Genomic DNA, 18,664 nt, shown 5'->3' on the forward strand with positions numbered 1-18,664 from the left:
TGGCATATATTGAGTGCAAAGCCTGATGCCTTAATTGATGGAAAAGCACAACTTCAGACCCTCTCTTCTTCTTTTTTCGGAGGTGGCTATTAACGCTGTTTCGTTTTTTTAGCGGTAACACGAAGAAAAAGTCGATCCCATCCGGGCCTCACTTTCTACCCAAATGCGGCCCCCATGCCGTTCAATAATCTCTTTGGTAATATATAACCCCAAGCCCAGGCCAGTAATGCTACTGTTTACATCTTTTGCACGATAAAACTGGCTGAATATGTGGCTGATATTTTCCTCATTGATGCCCATACCGTAATCTTTAACAGATACCTGAATTTCCGTTTCTGACCTTTTTGCTGATACTTCAATTCTATCAGATTCCGGCGAATATTTGATCGCGTTGGTGACCAAATTGGTTAGTACCTGATCCAGCCTCATTTTATCCCCTTCTAAAATCATTTCTCCACTTTCTTCGAAATAAATTTCATGTGATGTGTATGCTTCCAGGATAGCTTCAAGGTTTTCTTTGATAAGCTCCGCAAAATCAAATTCTTCAAAATAAAACTGCAATTTTCCGGATTGTATTTTTGAGATATCAAACAAGTCATTGATCAGGGCATTCAGCTTTTTTAACTGGGTTATTGCTTTTGCAACAAAAGGCTGGTGTACATCAATTACCTTTCGTTCCAGCAGTTGTAAAAAACCGCTCATAGAAGTGAGAGGGGTTCGCAATTCATGGGAAGCCAAAGCGATAAACTCATCTTTTTTCTGACTCAGCTCTTTTACTTCTGTAAACAGCCTGGAATTATCGAGTGCCACTGCCGCCTGGGAAGCCAGGCTAACCACGATGTCTTCATGCTCCTGCAGGAAAACCCCAGCTTCCGGGTGACCAAAGAATAAGCCACCAACAACATTGCCTGAACTGCTTATAACCGGCACGGCCAGGTAGCTTACTACCGGCAGATGCCCCTCGGGCATTCCAAAATACGGCGCATTTTGTCCATACCTGGGGTCTTTCGTTATATCATCTACCCTTAGTACGCCTTCAACGCTAAATGTGTGATGGAAAACTGCCGTATTCCGGGGCATTCCGAAATTTTCAAATGCCTCTTTTGGTGCGCCCGACAAAGAGTACAACATATAGGCTTCGCCGTCCTGATTGATGGTATTATAAAAAAATACGCCAAAAGTGGCACCGGTAATTTGTGTAGTGGCATCCGTTACTTTTTGCAGAATAGATTCGGTATCAAGTTTCTCCGAAATGGCTTTCCCTATAGTATTCAGGATCTTCAATTTTTCCGCCTGGTGTCGGATAGCCGTTTCGGCTTTTTTTGCGGCTGTAATATCCCTGGCGATCTTTGATGCACCAATAATGGTTCCATGCCGGTCCTTTACCGGTGAAACTGTAAGAGATATATCAATGGCGCTTCCATTTTTGTGCAGCCTAACTGTTTGAAAATGATCAACTTTATTACCGTTCCTGATGTTTTTAATGATGATATCCTCTTCGGACAGCCTGTCACGAGGAATGAGAATAGATATATGTTTACCGATAGTCTCTCTTTCCTGGTAACCAAAAATCTTTTCGGCACCACCGTTCCAGGTAGTGATGATCCCGTTAAGGGTTTTGCTAATAATGGCATCATCAGAATTTTCAACAATTGCAGCCAGCATGCCCCGTTTCTCTTCTGTCTCTCTTTCGTCAGTCACATCACGCATAATGTGTGATGCTCCAATAACCTCCCCTCTTCATTTTTTATTGGGGAAATGGTAAGTGATACCGGAAAATCGACATGTAGTTTGTCGTTGCGGACAGTATATAAGTGGTTTACTCTTTCACCTGACCATACACGTTCAAGAATAGCCAGTTGTTCCTGACGGACGCTTTCGGGGATCAGGCCAAGGATGTTCTGCCCTAACAACACCGGGGCCGGGCATCTAAACATTTTTTCAGCAGCCGTATTGCAATTTAAAATAATATAGTCAAGATCATGGCTCAATACCGCATCTTCCATTCCTTCAAAAATGGCGGTTAGTGTGAAGAGGTCAGGTAATAAGTTATTCTTCATGAAAAGCTATCTTCTTTTTGCGCTGTCTGTAAATATCCGTCTTATGTAGATGTGTGGTTATCCATCTTATCTAATCATTGAAAACTCAACAGGCCGTTTCGATGCAGGAGTAACAGGGATTGGCAAAAAAGGTTTTAATAACTGTGTATGCGGCGTTATCTTGTTATACAATAGCTAACGTTTATTCCTTCGTTAATGATCAGAAAATAAAACCTATGAATGCTGTTGCTTGCGTTTATATTCACTTGGCGTACAGCCATATTTTGCTTTAAAAACCGTGGAGAAATAGTTTGGCGTAGAGAAACCCACCATATAGGTTATTTCGGATATCGGATACCCTTCATTCATTAACAAATATTTCGCTTTTTTTAGCCGGCGGTTTAATATGTAATCAGAGATGCTGCAGCCAAGCAACGCTTTAACCTTTCGGTAAAGCTGGATTCTTGAAACACCTATCAGTTTACATATTTCATCAACGCTAAAGTTTTCATTCGCTAAATTCTGTTCTACAATACCCGCAAAATCATTCAGGAATTTTTTGTCAAGGGCTTTTGATACAGGTACAGTTGATTTACTTACATCGCTGGTAAAATGTTCTTTAAGTGTTGCCCGGCTTTTGATCAAATTCTTCACGGTCGCGAGTAAATAATCAAAATTAAATGGCTTAACAATGTAGGCATCGGCCATGCAAGTAATCCCATCTATCTGTTGTTCAACACTGCCTTGTGCCGTTAAAAGAATAATAGGGATGTGCGAGGTACGTACATCAGTTTTTAGTTTTACTGTTAACGTTTTGCCAGACATCCCCGGCAGCACCACATCAGATATGATCAGGTCCGGAACACGCTCAAAGGTTTCATTTAATCCGCTTGTGCCATTATCCGCTGTAAATATCTCATAAGTAGCTCCCAGTTTTTCACTCAGGTAGCTCAGCAGGTCTTTATTGTCTTCGATGATCAATATGGATTGCTCCCTGGGCGTGCCGAATATTTGCCCTTCATCGGCCACTGACACAGGTGTAGCCAGGTCTGTAACATAAATTTTTGCCCGCTCTTCAAGATCTGTTTGTTTTGCATTAACGTGCTCCTGGGCAGTTTGGTCAAAATGACCATTTCCCAATAGCAGGTTAATGGTAAAAGTAGTTCCTTCCCATTTTTTACTCTTAACTTCGATACTGCCATGATGCAGGGATACGATTTCTTTTGACAGTGCAAGCCCTAATCCGGATCCTCCCGAAGAGCTGTTTTCGGCCTGGTAGAACTGCTCAAATACATGGGTGGTGTCCTGCGGCTCCATACCTATCCCGTTATCCTGGATGGCGATATCAACAGAGTTATTATCTCTGTTTTTGAAACTCACCTGGATACGGCCATTGTCGCTGGTAAACTTCAGCGCATTAGCTATGATATTAAAAAACACCTTATCTAACAGGTTAACATCATACCAAACAATTATCTGTTGCTCATCGCTTACCAGGCTCAGGCTGATATTACGCTTCTGGGCATTTTCCTGAAAGCTGGTGATGATCTCCCGGGCAAATTCAACAATATTATTGGGTGATACATTGATCTGTTGTTTATCGTATTCTATTTTACGGTACTCAATCAATTGGTTAATCAGGCGCAGCAAACGGTATACATTTTTATGGATCAGTTTCAGGCTTTTCCCGGCAACCAGGTTTAGCTTTTCATTACTCATCATATCTTCTACCGGCGAGAGGATAAGTGTGAGCGGCGTACGGAATTCGTGAGAAATATTAGTGAAAAATTGCAATTTAGCCTCCGTAGCTACTTCAGCCTTTGCCGACATCTCGATCAGCTGGTTACGCTGTTGCAGAATTTCATTATTTTTTGCCTCCAGGCTTTTGTTGATCTTCCGGTTTTCCATGAGCCAGTAAAATGCAAGACCGCCAAAAACAATAGCTAACACCAGCGACATTACAATTACATTTAAAACCAATTGCTGGCTGTTGTACACCTCACGCTGCTCAGTCAATAATGATCGTTGCCGTTCAATATCTTTCTGCTGACTGCTGATCTTGCTCCATTGCATTTTCATTAACTGTACATTGGCAGAGTCAATAACAACCGACTGTAGCAGGTTTTCCCTTGCGAACGACTCTTTGTTCAGGATCCTGAAAGCGGTCATAATTGCTTCTTTACCCCCTGCAGGATATAGCATACTGGCATTGATAGTTTTTGAAGCAACCATTTGCAGGCCACCTCCATGTCCGGGCAAGGCATCAACTCCCAATACTTTGGTGCCATGAATTTTAAATTTGTCAAGCACCTCTCTGGTCCCGAGGGCCATTACGTCGTTATGTGCAAATATTACATCTGCATTTTTTATAACAGGCGCTATCCTGGTCAATTGTTTTTTAGCGCTATCCTTTAACCAATCACCATATATCCTGTCTGTTATATTAATATCAGTGTATTTCCTTAAACCGTCGGAAAAGCCGCGGTCCCTCTCAATAGCCGGAGACGAGCCGGGCAGCCCCATAACTTCTACAACGTTCCCCCTTCCCTTTAAAAGGGCACCTGCATATTCACCCGCCATTTTACCTATCTGGTAATTATCCGCACCAACATAAGCTGTATATAAAGCTGATGATGTTTTACGGTCGATCACAATTACCGGGATACCTTTATTGTACGTTTGCTCCACTATCCCGGTGAGGGGCTGCGCTTCGTTGGGTGATATGATCAACAGATCGACGCCATCGTCCAGCATTTTTTTCACCTGTTCAACCTGTTTGCTGCTGTTACCGTCCGCATCGGCATAAATAAACCGGGCGTCAGGGTGTAATGAAAGTTCCATCCTCATTTCATCAAGCATCGTGCGACGCCAGAGATCAGAACCAATACATTGCGAAAACCCTATCGTATACTGTGATGTTTTATCAGCCCGCTTACAACCGGCAGCAATAAGCATCATAAAACCGATCAGTAGGATACCGGTCCTTATGTTTTTTGCATGCCACTTATTAAGCAAGGTCATAAGCTCAGATTATTTGGAAGAAAAAGGTAATAAAACAGGGTTAATTATTGGTTTATTTTTTCCCTTTTAGGATTAAACAAAGTAAAGATATCTATAAACGTTCCTGAAAAACAAATTTATAGGGCCGGGCAACCTACCTCACAACCGGAGTGATGTAACCAAATTGAAAGTAACAGGTAACATAAACGAATATTTCAATTTCAAATTTCGCATTTTTTATTTTATCTAACTGTAAACCAATAAGATAAAACAAGATTGATTTTTATACTTTATTGATACAAAATCAATAACCCTCACATGGCCCATTACCCTACTTTGGCCTCAATAAATCCAATATAACACCTTTTATAATTATTATGAGAAAACACTCCGTCCTGGCCTGGTCCATGGTCGTGGCCCTTGGTGGCTTCCTTTTCGGGTTTGATACCGCTGTAATATCGGGCGCTGAAAAATCTATCCAGCAATTCTGGCACCTATCCGTAGTGGAGCATGGGTTCACGATTTCTATCGCACTAATAGGAACAGTCATCGGGTCATTGTTAGGAGCCCGGCCTTCAGATCTGTTTGGCCGTAAAAACACGCTTTATTTTGTAGCTGCGGCATATTTACTATCATCATTGGGCACTGCACTGGCCGATAGCTGGTATGCATTTCTGGTTTTCAGACTGCTGGGCGGTCTTGGTGTTGGTATCTCATCGGTTACCGCGCCTATCTATATTTCAGAAGTTTCACCTGCTGACCGCCGGGGCAGGCTGGTGGGCCTGTTTCAGTTTAATGTGGTGCTGGGCATTCTGATATCATATCTGTCCAACTACCTTATCAGCCAGGTTGGCGAAACTTCATGGCGATGGATGCTTGGCGTACAGGCTTTCCCTTCGGCTCTGTTTTTAATACTGATCTACTTTATACCTGAAAGCCCGCGCTGGCTTATTCTTAAAAAGGGCGAAATGGAAAAGGCCCTCGGGATCTTACGGATCATTAATCCGCTTAACTGTGAACAGGAGCTGGCATCTATCAAACACTCAACTTTAAATGATACTGCTTCCGGCGGCAACCTCTTCTCGGGTCAATATAAAACGCCTATAATATTAGCTGTGCTGTTCGCCTTTTTCAACCAGGTTTCGGGTATCAATGCTATTATTTATTATGCACCCCGCATATTTGAAATGGCAGGTTTAGGTGCTCATTCATCATTACTGTCAACAGTTGGCCTGGGGGCTATCAACTTTGTATTCACGCTCATCGCTATTAATGTGATAGATAAAGTTGGGCGCCGTATCCTGATGCTCATCGGCTCGGCTGGCTTAATCATTTCCCTGTTCCTGGTAGCCTATACCTTTTACTCAGGAAACATGAGCGGCTTTGCCGTTCCCGCTTATATGATGCTGTTCATTGCATTCTTTGCGTTTTCGCAGGGGGCAGTTATCTGGGTATTTATCTCGGAGATATTCCCAAACCAGGTACGTGCAAAAGGCCAGACACTGGGCAGCTCAACCCATTGGATCATGGCGGCATTGATCGCTTTCTCCTTTCCATATTTCGCCGAAAAGCTTGGCGGAACAATAACATTTTCCTTTTTCGGCACCATGATGATATGCCAGCTAATTTTTGTGTGGAGGTTGATGCCCGAAACAAAAGGCAGATCGCTGGAGCAAATTGAAACTAATATGGTAATGCATTAATCAGGATCTGCAATGATGAACTTACATACAAATACCTTAACACCGGCCATTTGCTACGGCGAAATACTTTGGGATGTTTTGCCGGATGGCCCGCAGCCCGGCGGGGCATTGCTGAATGTATCGTACCACCTTAATAAACTGGGTATGCCCGCCAGCCTGGTAAGTAAAATTGGTAATGATCCCGATGGCCAAAAGCTTGAAAACCTGCTCGATAACTGGGGCATAAAAAAGCACCTGCTGCAAACTGACACCGAACACCCAACCAGCCAGGTAATCGCCAAAATGAATAATGGCAACGAGGTATCCTACGAGATTATTTTTCCTGTAGCCTGGGACTTTATTAATGACAGCGAGCATATTAAAACACAGATCAGGCCGTCAACCTATTTCGTTTTCGGCAGCCTTGCGTCAAGGAACAACGTATCGCGTAATACCTTGTTTGAGCTGCTGGAAAGCGATGCTATCAAAGTATTCGACATTAATTTGAGGCCGCCCTTTATAAGCCGTGACCTGCTGGCCGATCTGCTGCACAAAGCCAACATCGTAAAATTTAACCAGGCCGAGCTTGAGATGGTGCAGGGCCTGTTCAGAGGTTCGTTCTGGAAAGAATCGGAACAGATCAAATTTATCCAGGATCATTTTAACATACCCGAAATCATAGTTACCAAAGGCGAGTTTGGCGCTTCCTATTACAAAGAAGAAAAAGCTTATCACATTGCCGGGCGCGAGGTAAAAGTAAGCGATACCATAGGCAGCGGCGATTCCTTTTTAGCGGCATTCATAGCCAACCATTACCGTGGCGAATCACCAGAAATTTTATTAAAAAATGCAATAGCGATGGGCGGCTTCATTGCAACGAAGAAAGGAGGTTGTCCGGATTATAAAATCAAAGAATACCAAGACTTTATAAACAAGATGTTTTAACCAACCAATTACACTTAAACAAAAATCAATGAGAAAATTATTACTTATTTGTTCCTTTCTTATACTGCTCATAAGTGAAGGATATGCACAATCCCGGACCATAAGCGGGACTGTGTTAGATAACTCCTCGAAACCTATAGACGGAGTTACCATTGTGGTTGTTGAAACCCAAAAATCAACGCTATCAGATGCCAGCGGAAAGTTTAGCATCAATGTAAAAAACGGCCAGTCGGTGCGGTTTTCGTACGTAGGCGCCAAACCAATAGTAATAACTATTACTGCCGACACCAAAACGCTTGATGTAATATTTAAAGATGCCGAAAACAAGCTGAATGAAGTAGTTGTTACCGGTTACACTTCTGAAAGAAAGAAGGATTTAACAGGCGCAGTTGCGGTTGTTGATTTGGCACCGGTAAAAAACAATAGTTCGGGAAATACCATGCAGGCCTTACAGGGGCGTGTTGCCGGTTTATATATTGAAAAAGATGGCTCGGCAAATGGAGCAACCAGCAGGATCCTGATCAGGGGCGCCAATACTTTGGGCAACAATAACCCGCTGTATATTATTGATGGAATCCCAACCACCAGGCCGGAAGTATTTCAAAACCTGTCGCCTTCAAATATTGCATCAGTTCAGGTATTAAAAGATGCCTCATCCGAATCAATTTATGGTTCACGCGCATCTAACGGCGTTGTCATCGTTACAACAAAAAACGGCGGCAACACCGAGGGCAAGGTACAGTTTCAGTTCAATAACAGTACTTCAATCCAGTCCGAAAAATCGTTACGGTTTAAAATGCTGAACTCGGTAGACAGAGGCAGGGCCTTGTGGCAAGCTTCAGTTAACGACGGACAGGACCCCGCCGCGGGTTATGGAGAGATCTATAACTTTGATTGGAATAATAATTTCAGTAACCCTGTTTTAAACAGCGTTACGCCTAAACCGTTTGTAGGAGGCGACCCCAACACTCCCGCCGGCGATACCGACTGGCAAAGCGTATTATATAAAACAGCCTTTGTCTACAATAATGATTTCACGGCTTCGGTAGGCAACAAAAACTCTTCTATCCAAATAAATTTTGGAAACATCAAAAACACCGGCCTTGTGCGTTTTACCAAATACGGCCGTACCACCGGTAGCATTAATGCCATAACGCGGCCTTTTGATGGCAAAGTTACCTTCGGCGTCAATATAAAAATCACCAACTCAAACGAAACTCTTACCACAACGGACCTGGGTGGTGCTACTACTCCATTCCTGGCGGTTACGCTGGCACCAACCATCCCGGTATATCAAAAAGATGGAGTAACCTACGCCGGCGAATCAGGGGCTGGTTACTCTGACAGGAACAACCCACTGCACATGCAGGACCTTGCCAAATGGAATAACGCCAACAGGTTAAACACATTCGGCAACGTATTTTTAGAAGTACAGCCCATTAAGAATTTATACTTCCGGTCAAATTATGGTGCCGATAATGCAGACTACCTGAGCAAGGTAATTACACCAACTTTTTCGGAGGGTGCATTAAACCGCACTACCAACAGCTTATTTTTTGATCAGAACCATTATCTAAGCACCACGCTTTCTAACACTTTGAGGTACAGCTATGATTTGAATAGCAAGCATCATTTTAAAATATTAGTTGGTACAGAGTATATTAAAACCTTTACTGATTTTCAAACAACCTTAAAACAGGGATATACAATCCAAACAGAAGATTATTTTACGTTGGACGCCGGCACGGGAAATACCATAGTTACCGGCAGATCAATAGGTAATAGCCTATTTTCGCAATTCGGTCGTTTTGATTACAATTACGCCGGCAAATATTTAGTGTCGGCTACCGTTCGGCGCGACGGTTCATCAAGGTTCGGTACCAACAACCAATATGGTATTTTCCCTTCCGCCTCAATCGGCTGGAAAATAGACCAGGAAAACTTCTTGAAAAACAGCAGTATATTCTCTGAACTTAAGTTAAGGGCCGGCGTAGGCCGGGTAGGTAACCAGGAAATTGGCGACCTGTCGCGTTACTTGCTTTACAACACACGATACGGCACTACCCAAAACCAACTTACGCCAGGCTTTTGGGAACAATATATGAACGTTGGTACCGCATATTCATTATCCGGCGCCAATACAGGAGCGCTGCCATCAGGCTTCGTTCAGACCCAGGCAGCAAACCCTGCCCTTAAATGGGAAACAACCGACGAGACTAAACACGGGGTTGGACTTTGCTATATTAAACGGCAAAATCTCGGGTTCATTCGATTATTTTACCCGGAAAACCACCGGCATCCTGATTACTCCTCCGGTTGCGTCCGCACTGGGTGAAGGACAATCTAAAACCGTTAACGGTGCATCAAAAACCAATAGAGGCTGGGAGTTTTTATTAACCTACCACGGTCAACGGTCAGGAGATTTTAATTACAATGTGACTTTAAACTTCTCTCATTTCAGGGATAAGATCACCGATTTACCGGAGAACGTTAGACCAGCTTACCCGGGCAATATAGACAATACCATCATAGGGCATTCACAGTTTGATATATTTGGTTATAAAACCAATGGACTTTTCCAATCACAGGCCGAAGTTGATGCTGCCCCAACGCAAATCGGCGCAGGTCCTGGCAGGATCCGCTATGTAGACATCAATCACGATGGAAAAATTGATGCCAACGATCAAACCTGGATAGGGACTACTTTACCGACTTTAGAGTACGGCGCAAGAATTGATCTCACCTATAAAAAATTCGACCTCTCTATATTCGGATCAGGTGTTGCCGGCCGAAAGGGGTTTGACGTATATACTCTGTTTAACAATTTGATGCACAGCCGCGAAAACGTTGGCCCCGGCGTATTTGATGGCTGGACGCCGCAGCATACCAACACCAATGTACCGGCATTAACGTTAAAAGACAATAACAACGAAGGCCGTACTTCCGATTACTTCATTGTAAACACCTCTTATTTCAAATTAAGGAACCTTCAACTTGGATACACCATTTTACCTAAAGCTGTATTTACCAGGTTAAGGGTGTTTGCCATGGCCGAAAACATCTTTACTGTAAAAAGCAGCAAGTACCTGAGCCCAGATCCTGAGCGGATTGACCTCAACCCTATCCCAATTCCACGGATCTTCAGCTTTGGCGTCAATGCATCATTTTAACGAAAAAAATCATTCAATATGAAATCGAAAATATTAGTAACAACTATTTTATCGGGGCTAATAATTTTTAGTTCCTGTAAAAAAGCATTAGATTATACTCCAAAGGGTGTATTATCTCCTTCAGATTTAAAATCACCGGCTGCCGTTGAAGGTTTGGTAACCGCAGCTTATGCAGCTATCGGGAATGGCGATATGATAGGGCCAATATATAGTGACTGGGCTTATGGCAGCGTCCGTTCAGATGATGCTTATAAAGGTGGCGGCGGCACAGGAGATGTTGGCGAAGTTGATGCTTTGGAACATTACAACCTGGTAACGCCCTCGATGGATTCGTTTATGTCACGCACCTGGAAAAATTTGTTTAAATCTATTTCAAGGGCAAATGTGGCGATTAGGGCAGTTAACTCCCTTTCGGATGCTGAATTCCCAAACAAAAAGATCCGTTTGGCCGAATTGAGGTTTTTGCGGGCACATAGCTATTTTACTATGAAATTGCTATATAAAAACATCCCTATTTTTGATGAAACCGCGACTCCTGCCGACATCCTGAAAGTTTCAAATACTTTATCAAATGACGATTCATGGAATAAAATTGCCGCTGATTTTCAATATGCAGTTGATAATTTGCCGACGACTCAACCCGATCTGGCCAGGGCCAATAAATTAAACGCTCAGGCTTATTTAGCCAAATTAAGATTGTACCAGGCCTATGAGCAGGATGATAAACACCATGTGATCAATATCAATAAAACAAGGTTACAGGAGGTTGTTACACTTACGCAAGCAGTTATCGCATCCGGTAAATATTCCTTAAGTGCAGATATTGCTGATAATTTTTTACCCGAAACAGAGAACGGACCGGAATCGGTATTTGCCATACAATTTACAATCAATGATGGTACTACCGCCGGGCGTTTAAATTTTGAAGATGGCTTAAACTATCCGCACGGGGCACCTCAATACGGCTGCTGCGGGTTCCATGCTGCAAGTCAGAATTTAGTAAATGCCTATACAACTGATGCCAATGGTTTACCTAACTTTGATACATTCAATAACAGCATAGCCGATCTGTCAAAAGTTACTGTAGATACCAGGTTAGACCATACTGTTGGTATAGACGGGCATCCGTATAAATATGATAACACCAAACCTTTTAGTAACAGTTGGGTGCGTGACCCGGGAGTTTATGGCAACTTTCATACCATGCGTAACCAGCAGTTAGCTACAAGCGCATCTTATTTTAAACTGGGACCGTTTATGGGCTCGGCAAAAAACTATGATATCATCAGGTATGATGACGTTTTATTAATGCAGGCCGAAGCTTATATTGAGTTAGGGCAACAGGCAAGTGCGCTGCCATTAATTAATCAAATCAGAAACAGGGCGGCAGCCAGTACGGGGCGGCTTAAAAAGCTGGATGGAACTTTCCCTTCATCCTACAATGTAAAACCATACAGCCCGGTAAACTGGACACAGGAATATGCCCGTAAAGCTTTGCAATGGGAAAGGCGATTGGAATTTGCTACCGAAGGGGCACGTTTCTTTGACTTAGTTAGATGGGGAATTGCAGAAACAACTTTAAACGACTACATTAACGTGGAAAAAGTTAGGAGACCATTTTTAGCAACGGCTAAATTTACTGCCGGAAGAGATGAATACCTTCCGATTCCGCAATCGGAGATTACGTTCACCAACGGTTTATATAAACAAAACCCTGGCTATTAAACTATAATTAAACAACGGAACCCTGGCCTGATAACTCAGGCCGGGATTCCCTTTTTATACCAAATACCATAAGTTTTTGCATACCCTGCCAAATGTATAACCTATTAAAAGCTTAAATTATGAAAACAAAATGCGGCACATTAATACTGCCTCTCCTTATTGCTTTAAATTGTATTTGTAAGGCCCAGGATTCCTCCCCAAAACCTTATGCCGATGAGCATCGCCCCCAGGTACACTTTTCACCGGCCCAACATTGGATGAATGATCCAAACGGTATGGTTTATTATAACCATACTTATCATTTATTTTTCCAGTATTATCCTAAAGACATTGTATGGGGACCAATGCACTGGGGGCATGCGGAAAGTAAGGACCTGGTCCATTGGAAACAGTTACCTATCGCTTTATATCCTGATAGCCTTGGATATATTTTTTCTGGTAGCGCTGTTGCCGATTCCAATAATACAACCGGGTTTGGTAAAAATGGCAAAATACCCCTGGTGGCCATATTCACCCATCATGATCCTAAAGGAGAAAAAGAGGGCACCGATAAGTTTCAAAACCAAAGCCTTGCCTATAGCCTGGATGGCGGCGGCACATGGACTAAATATAGCGGCAACCCGGTTTTGAAAAACCCAGGAGTCCGGGATTTCCGCGACCCCAAAGTGATGTGGTATGCCCCGGAGAAAAATGGGTAATGACCCTTGCAACACAAGATCATATCTCCTTCTATTCGGCCCCTGACCTGAAAAACTGGAAAAAAGAAAGCGAATTCGGTATCAAAGCAGGTGCGCACGGTGGCGTATGGGAATGCCCCGATCTGTTCCCGCTAAAAATGAACGGAAAAACCTACTGGATCCTGATCGTAAACCTTAACCCCGGCGGGCCTAACGGCGGTTCGGCAACGCAATATTTTGTAGGAAATTTTGACGGGAACAAATTTAGTCCACTTGATTCAAATACCAGGTGGCTTGACTACGGTCCCGACGAATATGCAGGCATTACCTGGAGCAATACCGGCAGCCGTAAAATATTTTTAGGGTGGATGAGCAACTGGCAATATGCCAACCAGGTACCTACAAAGGCCTGGCGCAATGCTGCAACCATTCCACGTGAGCTTAGCCTGAAACAAAGCAAAGGCCAAATTTTACTGATATCCAAGCCGGTGACTGAGCTAAAAAATATTGAAGAAAAAACAATTGTGTTAAAGCAACCCTTGGTTAACCGGTCTCTTGATCTTACTTCAAAAATTAATAAGCTCAAAAGCCGGTATGTCTTAAAAATGAGTTTTGCTACCTTAAAAGATTATAGCATCGGGCTGTCAAACCCTAAAGGTGAAGAACTGCTTATTGGTTATGACCCTGCAAAAGATGAATACTATATAGATCGTACCAAAGCCGGAAAAATGGATTTCCAAAAGAATTTTTCGGGCTGTTTTACGGCTCCGCGACTAAGCACAGCTAAAAATTCCGACGTCATTTTGGTAGTCGACAAATCATCGGTAGAGTTATTTGCCGACGGAGGTTTAACCACCATGACTGCAATCTATTTCCCAACCGAAGATTTCAACAACCTTGCAGTTAAAACCACCGGAAAATTAGCCATTAATAATATCAGCATTTCCGGATTGAAATCTATCTGGAAATAACCGGCGACAGTAAGCTCTGAAAGGTTGTTTTCATCCCGAAAACAACCTTTTTCATTTCCGGGCATTTCGGGGCACTTTCTCCAATCGCTTTATCGTATCGTTATATTATAATATTAATATATAATAACCCCCATAAATTCCAGTTTTGCCCCCTATCCATGGAATTTTAAGTATGTTAATTTGTTTCACCAATTAACCAGTACTCTCATTAACTATCGGGAGAAGCACACCTATTAACCTAAAAAATCTTTATTATGAAAAATTTAACTTTTGTTTTAATTGCATTTATTGTGATTACATCGTTTTTTGCATGTAGAAAAGATAATGCAGCCACCGTCAACTCCGCCGCAAATACTTCAGCCAGTCATCTTGCAACTAATACGGTATCATGGGTAAATGTTGTTCCTTCCACCTCCTTTAGCTCGTACAGCACTTATTGGAATGACCTGTATCCCTGGGGATCTGATCATAATGGGTCTGCCCGTATGCGCTCTCAAAATATATCAGTTTCCGGAGGTGTGCTTACACTAACCAGTGCGCCCAGCGGCAGCGTTGGCAACAGCAATAAAGATCCATATTTACCGATCCATTATTATTCCGGGACAGTTTATGCCAAGACCGTACCTGTAGTAACCGACTCCTGGCCTAAGTGGCATTTTAAAGGTGAATTTCAGTGCGAATCACAAACTGGCACATGGCCTGCCTTTTGGGTTACAGGAGCTGACTCATGGCCCCCCGAAAGCGATTTTATGGAATTTAAAGGAAGTGCAACCTGCTGGACAAACACCTACAAAAATGCAAGCGGAGGCTGGTCGAGTGTGGGTACAACTATTTCCAGCCCCGGAAACTGGCACACTTATTCGGTTTATATGACCAAGACCAATGCGACCGACGTGTCCATTGAATACTGGATAGATGGTGTTTTAAAAAGCACCCAAACGGGCGCTAACTTTGTTGGTAAAAACCTGAATATTATTATTGATTACCAAATGGAAGGGTCGTCAGGATCACCCGGTCCTACCGGTACCACTTACATGCGCGCAAGGAATGTAATTGTTGAAAAAAGCGCTACGTTATAGCTTTAACCAAATTATAAGCTTGCTTCTCCGATACCGGTGATATTCCTGGTTCATTAAAACTAAAAAGGGTATGTGTGCGCAAAAGCGAAATACGTGCCCTTTTAGCTATTACTTTCAAAAATAGAAACACACATAATTTATTAAATAAATTAATCAATACTACAATAACTTTTCCCAATTGCAGGTTGAGCGTAGTAATACTATCCATTTTTTTAAAAGCGGATAATATATCTTAACTTATGCAACAATATCATAATTACCAATTATGTTCCGATTACTCTTTATTGATGACAGTAAACTTGACCATATTATACTGGATAAGCTTATTGCAGGAATTGAAGGTTTTAAACCCGTGTCACATAGTTACGACGGTGAAGATGCGTTAAAATCATTGACAGATAACCCGGCGGATTGCCCGGATGTTATTTTTCTGGATATCAGGATGCCCAGGTTTGACGGCTGGGATTTCCTTGAAGGCTTTAGGGACCTGTACCCTGCATTGCCGGTTAAACCACTACTCTATGTATTTTCCTCATCCATCGATCCAACAGACCGTGAGCGCGCGCTTAGCTATAGCTATGTTACCGGCTTTTTTAGCAAACCGGTTTCACGGCCGGTGCTTGATCTGGTATTAGCGGCCTGTGTTGAGCGTTCGAAAACATAAGGATGATTACTCATTTCACAGGTGTTCAATTTTTAAAAGTGTGAACACCTGGTATTTTTCGCCAAAAAATAGCGCTAATAATCAACAACTTACATTTGGTTTAAAATACATCAAACCGTGTTTTGAACAAGTCATCTTTGATAATCAAGCTATTACAAAATAGCATTTCCAAAAGTTGAACAGCTGCTTTTTAAAAAATTGAACACTGACAAGTTTATACCCAACCATCCGTGTTATCATTTTCCACATTTGGCCAGCGGAAGCATCACTCGCGCCAGTTTGGGGTACTTTTTTTAAAACAAAACGCAAACTCCATTTAAATAACAAAACCCGTCATCTCTGCCGGGCCTTGCTTATTTTAAACTTTACTTTTATCTAATTGAACTATAGTTTTAAACTTATATTTCATTACAAATAAGGTGCCCATTTTTTATAAATACCCAGCGCTACCGAATAAGTATCTCCGGTTGTATTCCATTTAAAAGGTTGCTGGCTTTGGTTGGTGTTTACCCATTTCCAGTCAAAAGCGGCGCGTTGCTTATCAAAGGCGTCCATGTCTGGTTCTTTGCCGGTATCAATGGTTTTACGTAGTTCATTAAAAAACAAAATCCAGCGGCCTTTATAGTAAGTGCTGATCATTCCCGACCAATCTTTTGCTGCATAATCGGTTGTAACGTTGCCTTCTCCTCCCCAGGTGGTTATCAGTAGGCGGGCGTTTTTTTCGTAATAGTTTTTTCTTCCGGCGTCGAGCCAAAATCACGGGCTTCTTTTATCCATGCACCTAATAGCAATTCGTGCTGAGTAGCTGTTATACGGTCCACATCGTCGCACAAATCAAGAAACAAGCCGGTGTATTTATTAAACAATTGCTGATTTTTTGAATGGTATGCCCTGCCAACGGAATCCCTTAACGACACAGCGAGGTTTACCAGCACCTGCTTCTCCAGCATAGCCAGGTCTCGTGTATAGTTAGGATTGGCCTTTGATGCTGAATCGGCAAGCAGGAATTGCGGAAAAATATTAGCCAATGCCTGGTAATTGTATTTTCCGAGCCAGGTAAACCCTCCGTTCCCTTTTAACATCGGTTTTGATTGTATGATATTACCAAGCCCTACACCCGAAACATCAGAATTATAAATTACCGGGAGCAGCTTTGTCCAGGTAGCTGCAATAACCGGATCATTATGCCCGCAGCGGCTTTCAGCATATTTTTTTATCCAATCGGCCGGGTCTTTGGCATCGGTATTCCAGGCGTAATCAAATAGCCACTCGAACATAAATTCATTTACGCCAAAACCCTCAAGCGTTGAGCCAATGCCTGTCATTTGCCGGTGGTTTGGGTCATCCTCTGTTGCACTTAAAAGTTTTGCAGTTTTTAAAACCGGAGCGGCTAACTGTGTATTGCCCCCAAAGTTTCCGAGGTAACACCAGATGTATGGTGCATTAAAAAAACCGTCCGTCATGCGCCATACTTCGGTTTGCTCGCAAAAATAGTCCAGTATCATCATATGATTTTGCGGAACAGCCTTTATCATGGCTTCTAATCTTGGGTTGGTCCAGTGTTTACGGTCGTAATAAAATGTCCAGCCCATCTGTATCCAAACAGCTTTAGGGTCTATGCTTTTCATACCGCTGTAAATGGTTGCCGCTGTTTTTGCCAGGTATGATGGCTCCCAGCTTGGTGGGTCCATCTCATTAAAAGGATCTGCCCCGTAATAATGGTCTGTACCCAAAAGTTTTTGCTGTTCACTCAAGTATTCCTTTTGTATCTTAACAAAAAGCGGATCCATCGGGTCAAGAAAATAAGCGTCATTTTCTGCGCCTGTATCATAAGAGCCCAGATCAGTGAGTTTAATATTAGGATATTTCTTTTTCAGGTCTTTTGGCACATGCCCTGCAAAAGCCGGCAAAATGGGGTGCATTCCTAAGGCCCTCTCGCGTGTCAGTATTTTTTTCTGAAGCTCGAACTGCCCGTCTATAAAGCTTTGTGGCAGTGGCCCCTGCCAGCGGTCAAGGTTACCCATACGCTGCCAGGGTAAATGCACGGGGCCGGTAAAAAATGCGCGCGATTGTTCATCCGTCATTCCAAATTTATGCCAAACGCGTTGCCAGATGTATTCCTGCCCGGTTATAGCCAACGGCATGTTAATCCCGTTCATAGCCATCCAGTCTATAAAGTACTGCCAATCGCTCCACTTCCACCAAACCGTGGTGTAGCCAAAAGTGCAATAGTTTAAAAAGAAACGATTATCAAAACGGCAGCGTTCACCTGCCGGAGTGAACGCTTTTGGAAGAACTGCGGGCATTATTACTGAATCTGCAGCATACCATGTTACGGAAACATGGCAAATGTTTTTCAGATAGTAGTTAAACCCTTTAGCCATGGCAATGGTGCTGCTTGCTTTAATAGCTATTTTGTTATCCTCATTAGCGAGGTAAAAAGTATCAACAGTAGCTGTTATAGGCTGTAAATGAAATTCACTCGCTCTGCCATGGGTTACCCGATTTATTAAAGCCTGAGCTTCAGAGATATTAGGGCCGTCATTGGCTTTAGCGGTGTTGAACGGCGACAAAAAAAATGTAAGAACTGAAAGAATTGCGATGGAAAAGTGGTTTTTTAAATACATAGCGGCTATTAAGGCCCTTAAAGTAATAAAATTATTTACCTTACAAAATGCAGCCCTTTAGTTTTCTTTCCTGATGCAAACTATA

The 18,664-nt window shown here is 42.6% G+C and carries 12 protein-coding genes and 1 pseudogene; 9 read left to right on the plus strand and 4 right to left on the minus strand.

Going from position 1 to position 18,664, the window contains the following annotated elements:
- Window positions 1-108: 108 nt before the first annotated feature.
- The 3 genes from ACRQ5D_RS03840 to ACRQ5D_RS03850 all read right to left on the minus strand — a co-directional run bounded on the left by ACRQ5D_RS03840 (window position 109) and on the right by ACRQ5D_RS03850 (window position 4,997).
- Window positions 109-1,710: an ATP-binding protein gene (locus tag ACRQ5D_RS03840; RefSeq protein ID WP_431199113.1), complete on the minus strand. Its 1,602-nt coding sequence runs from the start codon at window positions 1,708-1,710 to the stop codon at window positions 109-111.
- Window positions 1,698-2,060 carry a PAS domain-containing protein gene (locus ACRQ5D_RS03845; protein WP_431199114.1) on the minus strand — a complete coding sequence of 121 codons (363 nt, stop codon included), beginning with the start codon at window positions 2,058-2,060 and terminating at the stop codon, window positions 1,698-1,700. The genes ACRQ5D_RS03840 and ACRQ5D_RS03845 overlap by 13 nt, the downstream gene beginning before the upstream one ends.
- A gap of 213 nt (window positions 2,061-2,273) precedes the next feature.
- On the minus strand, window positions 2,274-4,997 hold the full coding sequence (locus tag ACRQ5D_RS03850) for a hybrid sensor histidine kinase/response regulator transcription factor (RefSeq protein WP_218134399.1): 2,724 nt from the start codon (window positions 4,995-4,997) through the stop codon (window positions 2,274-2,276).
- Between the two features lie 419 nt (window positions 4,998-5,416).
- On the opposite strand from ACRQ5D_RS03850, the gene ACRQ5D_RS03855 reads away from it, so the two are divergent.
- The 9 genes from ACRQ5D_RS03855 (at window position 5,417) to ACRQ5D_RS03895 (ending at window position 15,952) form a co-directional block, all read left to right on the plus strand.
- Window positions 5,417-6,742: a sugar porter family MFS transporter gene (locus ACRQ5D_RS03855; protein ID WP_091165151.1), complete on the plus strand. Its 1,326-nt coding sequence runs from the start codon at window positions 5,417-5,419 to the stop codon at window positions 6,740-6,742.
- Between the two features lie 12 nt (window positions 6,743-6,754).
- Window positions 6,755-7,666, plus strand: coding sequence for a carbohydrate kinase family protein (locus tag ACRQ5D_RS03860; RefSeq protein WP_091165145.1), 912 nt, complete (start codon window positions 6,755-6,757; stop codon window positions 7,664-7,666).
- Between the two features lie 28 nt (window positions 7,667-7,694).
- Window positions 7,695-10,001: a SusC/RagA family TonB-linked outer membrane protein gene (locus ACRQ5D_RS03865; RefSeq protein WP_432328459.1), complete on the plus strand. Its 2,307-nt coding sequence runs from the start codon at window positions 7,695-7,697 to the stop codon at window positions 9,999-10,001.
- Window positions 9,895-10,836: a hypothetical protein gene (locus ACRQ5D_RS03870; protein ID WP_432328460.1), complete on the plus strand. Its 942-nt coding sequence runs from the start codon at window positions 9,895-9,897 to the stop codon at window positions 10,834-10,836. Before ACRQ5D_RS03865 ends, ACRQ5D_RS03870 begins: the two co-directional genes overlap by 107 nt.
- An 18-nt stretch (window positions 10,837-10,854) precedes the next feature.
- The gene (locus ACRQ5D_RS03875; protein WP_091165138.1) at window positions 10,855-12,561 is read left to right on the plus strand and encodes a RagB/SusD family nutrient uptake outer membrane protein; all 1,707 of its coding nucleotides are present in this window, start codon (window positions 10,855-10,857) and stop codon (window positions 12,559-12,561) included.
- A gap of 119 nt (window positions 12,562-12,680) precedes the next feature.
- Window positions 12,681-13,259 (plus strand): glycoside hydrolase family 32 protein, encoded by a 579-nt coding sequence (locus ACRQ5D_RS03880; RefSeq protein WP_431199115.1) that lies wholly within the window; start codon window positions 12,681-12,683, stop codon window positions 13,257-13,259.
- Window positions 13,259-14,209 carry a glycoside hydrolase family 32 protein gene (locus ACRQ5D_RS03885; RefSeq protein WP_431199116.1) on the plus strand — a complete coding sequence of 317 codons (951 nt, stop codon included), beginning with the start codon at window positions 13,259-13,261 and terminating at the stop codon, window positions 14,207-14,209. The genes ACRQ5D_RS03880 and ACRQ5D_RS03885 overlap by 1 nt, the downstream gene beginning before the upstream one ends.
- 254 nt (window positions 14,210-14,463) lie before the next feature.
- On the plus strand, window positions 14,464-15,288 hold the full coding sequence (locus ACRQ5D_RS03890) for a family 16 glycosylhydrolase (protein ID WP_091165130.1): 825 nt from the start codon (window positions 14,464-14,466) through the stop codon (window positions 15,286-15,288).
- A gap of 265 nt (window positions 15,289-15,553) precedes the next feature.
- Complete coding sequence (locus ACRQ5D_RS03895) at window positions 15,554-15,952, plus strand: response regulator (RefSeq protein ID WP_091165122.1); 399 nt, start codon at window positions 15,554-15,556, stop codon at window positions 15,950-15,952.
- Between the two features lie 408 nt (window positions 15,953-16,360).
- Here the strand turns inward: ACRQ5D_RS03895 and ACRQ5D_RS03900 are convergent.
- Window positions 16,361-18,579: pseudogene (locus ACRQ5D_RS03900) on the minus strand (alpha-N-acetylglucosaminidase).
- Window positions 18,580-18,664: the final 85 nt, after the last annotated feature.

Source organism: Mucilaginibacter sp. P25 (assembly GCF_050859465.1).
Taxonomy (GTDB): domain Bacteria; phylum Bacteroidota; class Bacteroidia; order Sphingobacteriales; family Sphingobacteriaceae; genus Mucilaginibacter; species Mucilaginibacter gossypii.

Bases quoted from the DNA above. Each gene is read 5' to 3' on its own strand.
- ACRQ5D_RS03840 (WP_431199113.1), bottom strand. From the start codon at position 1,710: ATGCGTGATGTGACTGACGAAAGAGAGACAGAAGAGAAACGGGGCATG.
- ACRQ5D_RS03845 (WP_431199114.1), bottom strand. From the start codon at position 2,060: ATGAAGAATAACTTATTACCTGACCTCTTCACACTAACCGCCATTTTT.
- ACRQ5D_RS03850 (WP_218134399.1), bottom strand. From the start codon at position 4,997: ATGATGCTTATTGCTGCCGGTTGTAAGCGGGCTGATAAAACATCACAG.
- ACRQ5D_RS03855 (WP_091165151.1), top strand. From the start codon at position 5,417: ATGAGAAAACACTCCGTCCTGGCCTGGTCCATGGTCGTGGCCCTTGGT.
- ACRQ5D_RS03860 (WP_091165145.1), top strand. From the start codon at position 6,755: ATGATGAACTTACATACAAATACCTTAACACCGGCCATTTGCTACGGC.
- ACRQ5D_RS03865 (WP_432328459.1), top strand. From the start codon at position 7,695: ATGAGAAAATTATTACTTATTTGTTCCTTTCTTATACTGCTCATAAGT.
- ACRQ5D_RS03875 (WP_091165138.1), top strand. From the start codon at position 10,855: ATGAAATCGAAAATATTAGTAACAACTATTTTATCGGGGCTAATAATT.
- ACRQ5D_RS03880 (WP_431199115.1), top strand. From the start codon at position 12,681: ATGAAAACAAAATGCGGCACATTAATACTGCCTCTCCTTATTGCTTTA.
- ACRQ5D_RS03885 (WP_431199116.1), top strand. From the start codon at position 13,259: ATGACCCTTGCAACACAAGATCATATCTCCTTCTATTCGGCCCCTGAC.
- ACRQ5D_RS03890 (WP_091165130.1), top strand. From the start codon at position 14,464: ATGAAAAATTTAACTTTTGTTTTAATTGCATTTATTGTGATTACATCG.
- ACRQ5D_RS03895 (WP_091165122.1), top strand. From the start codon at position 15,554: ATGTTCCGATTACTCTTTATTGATGACAGTAAACTTGACCATATTATA.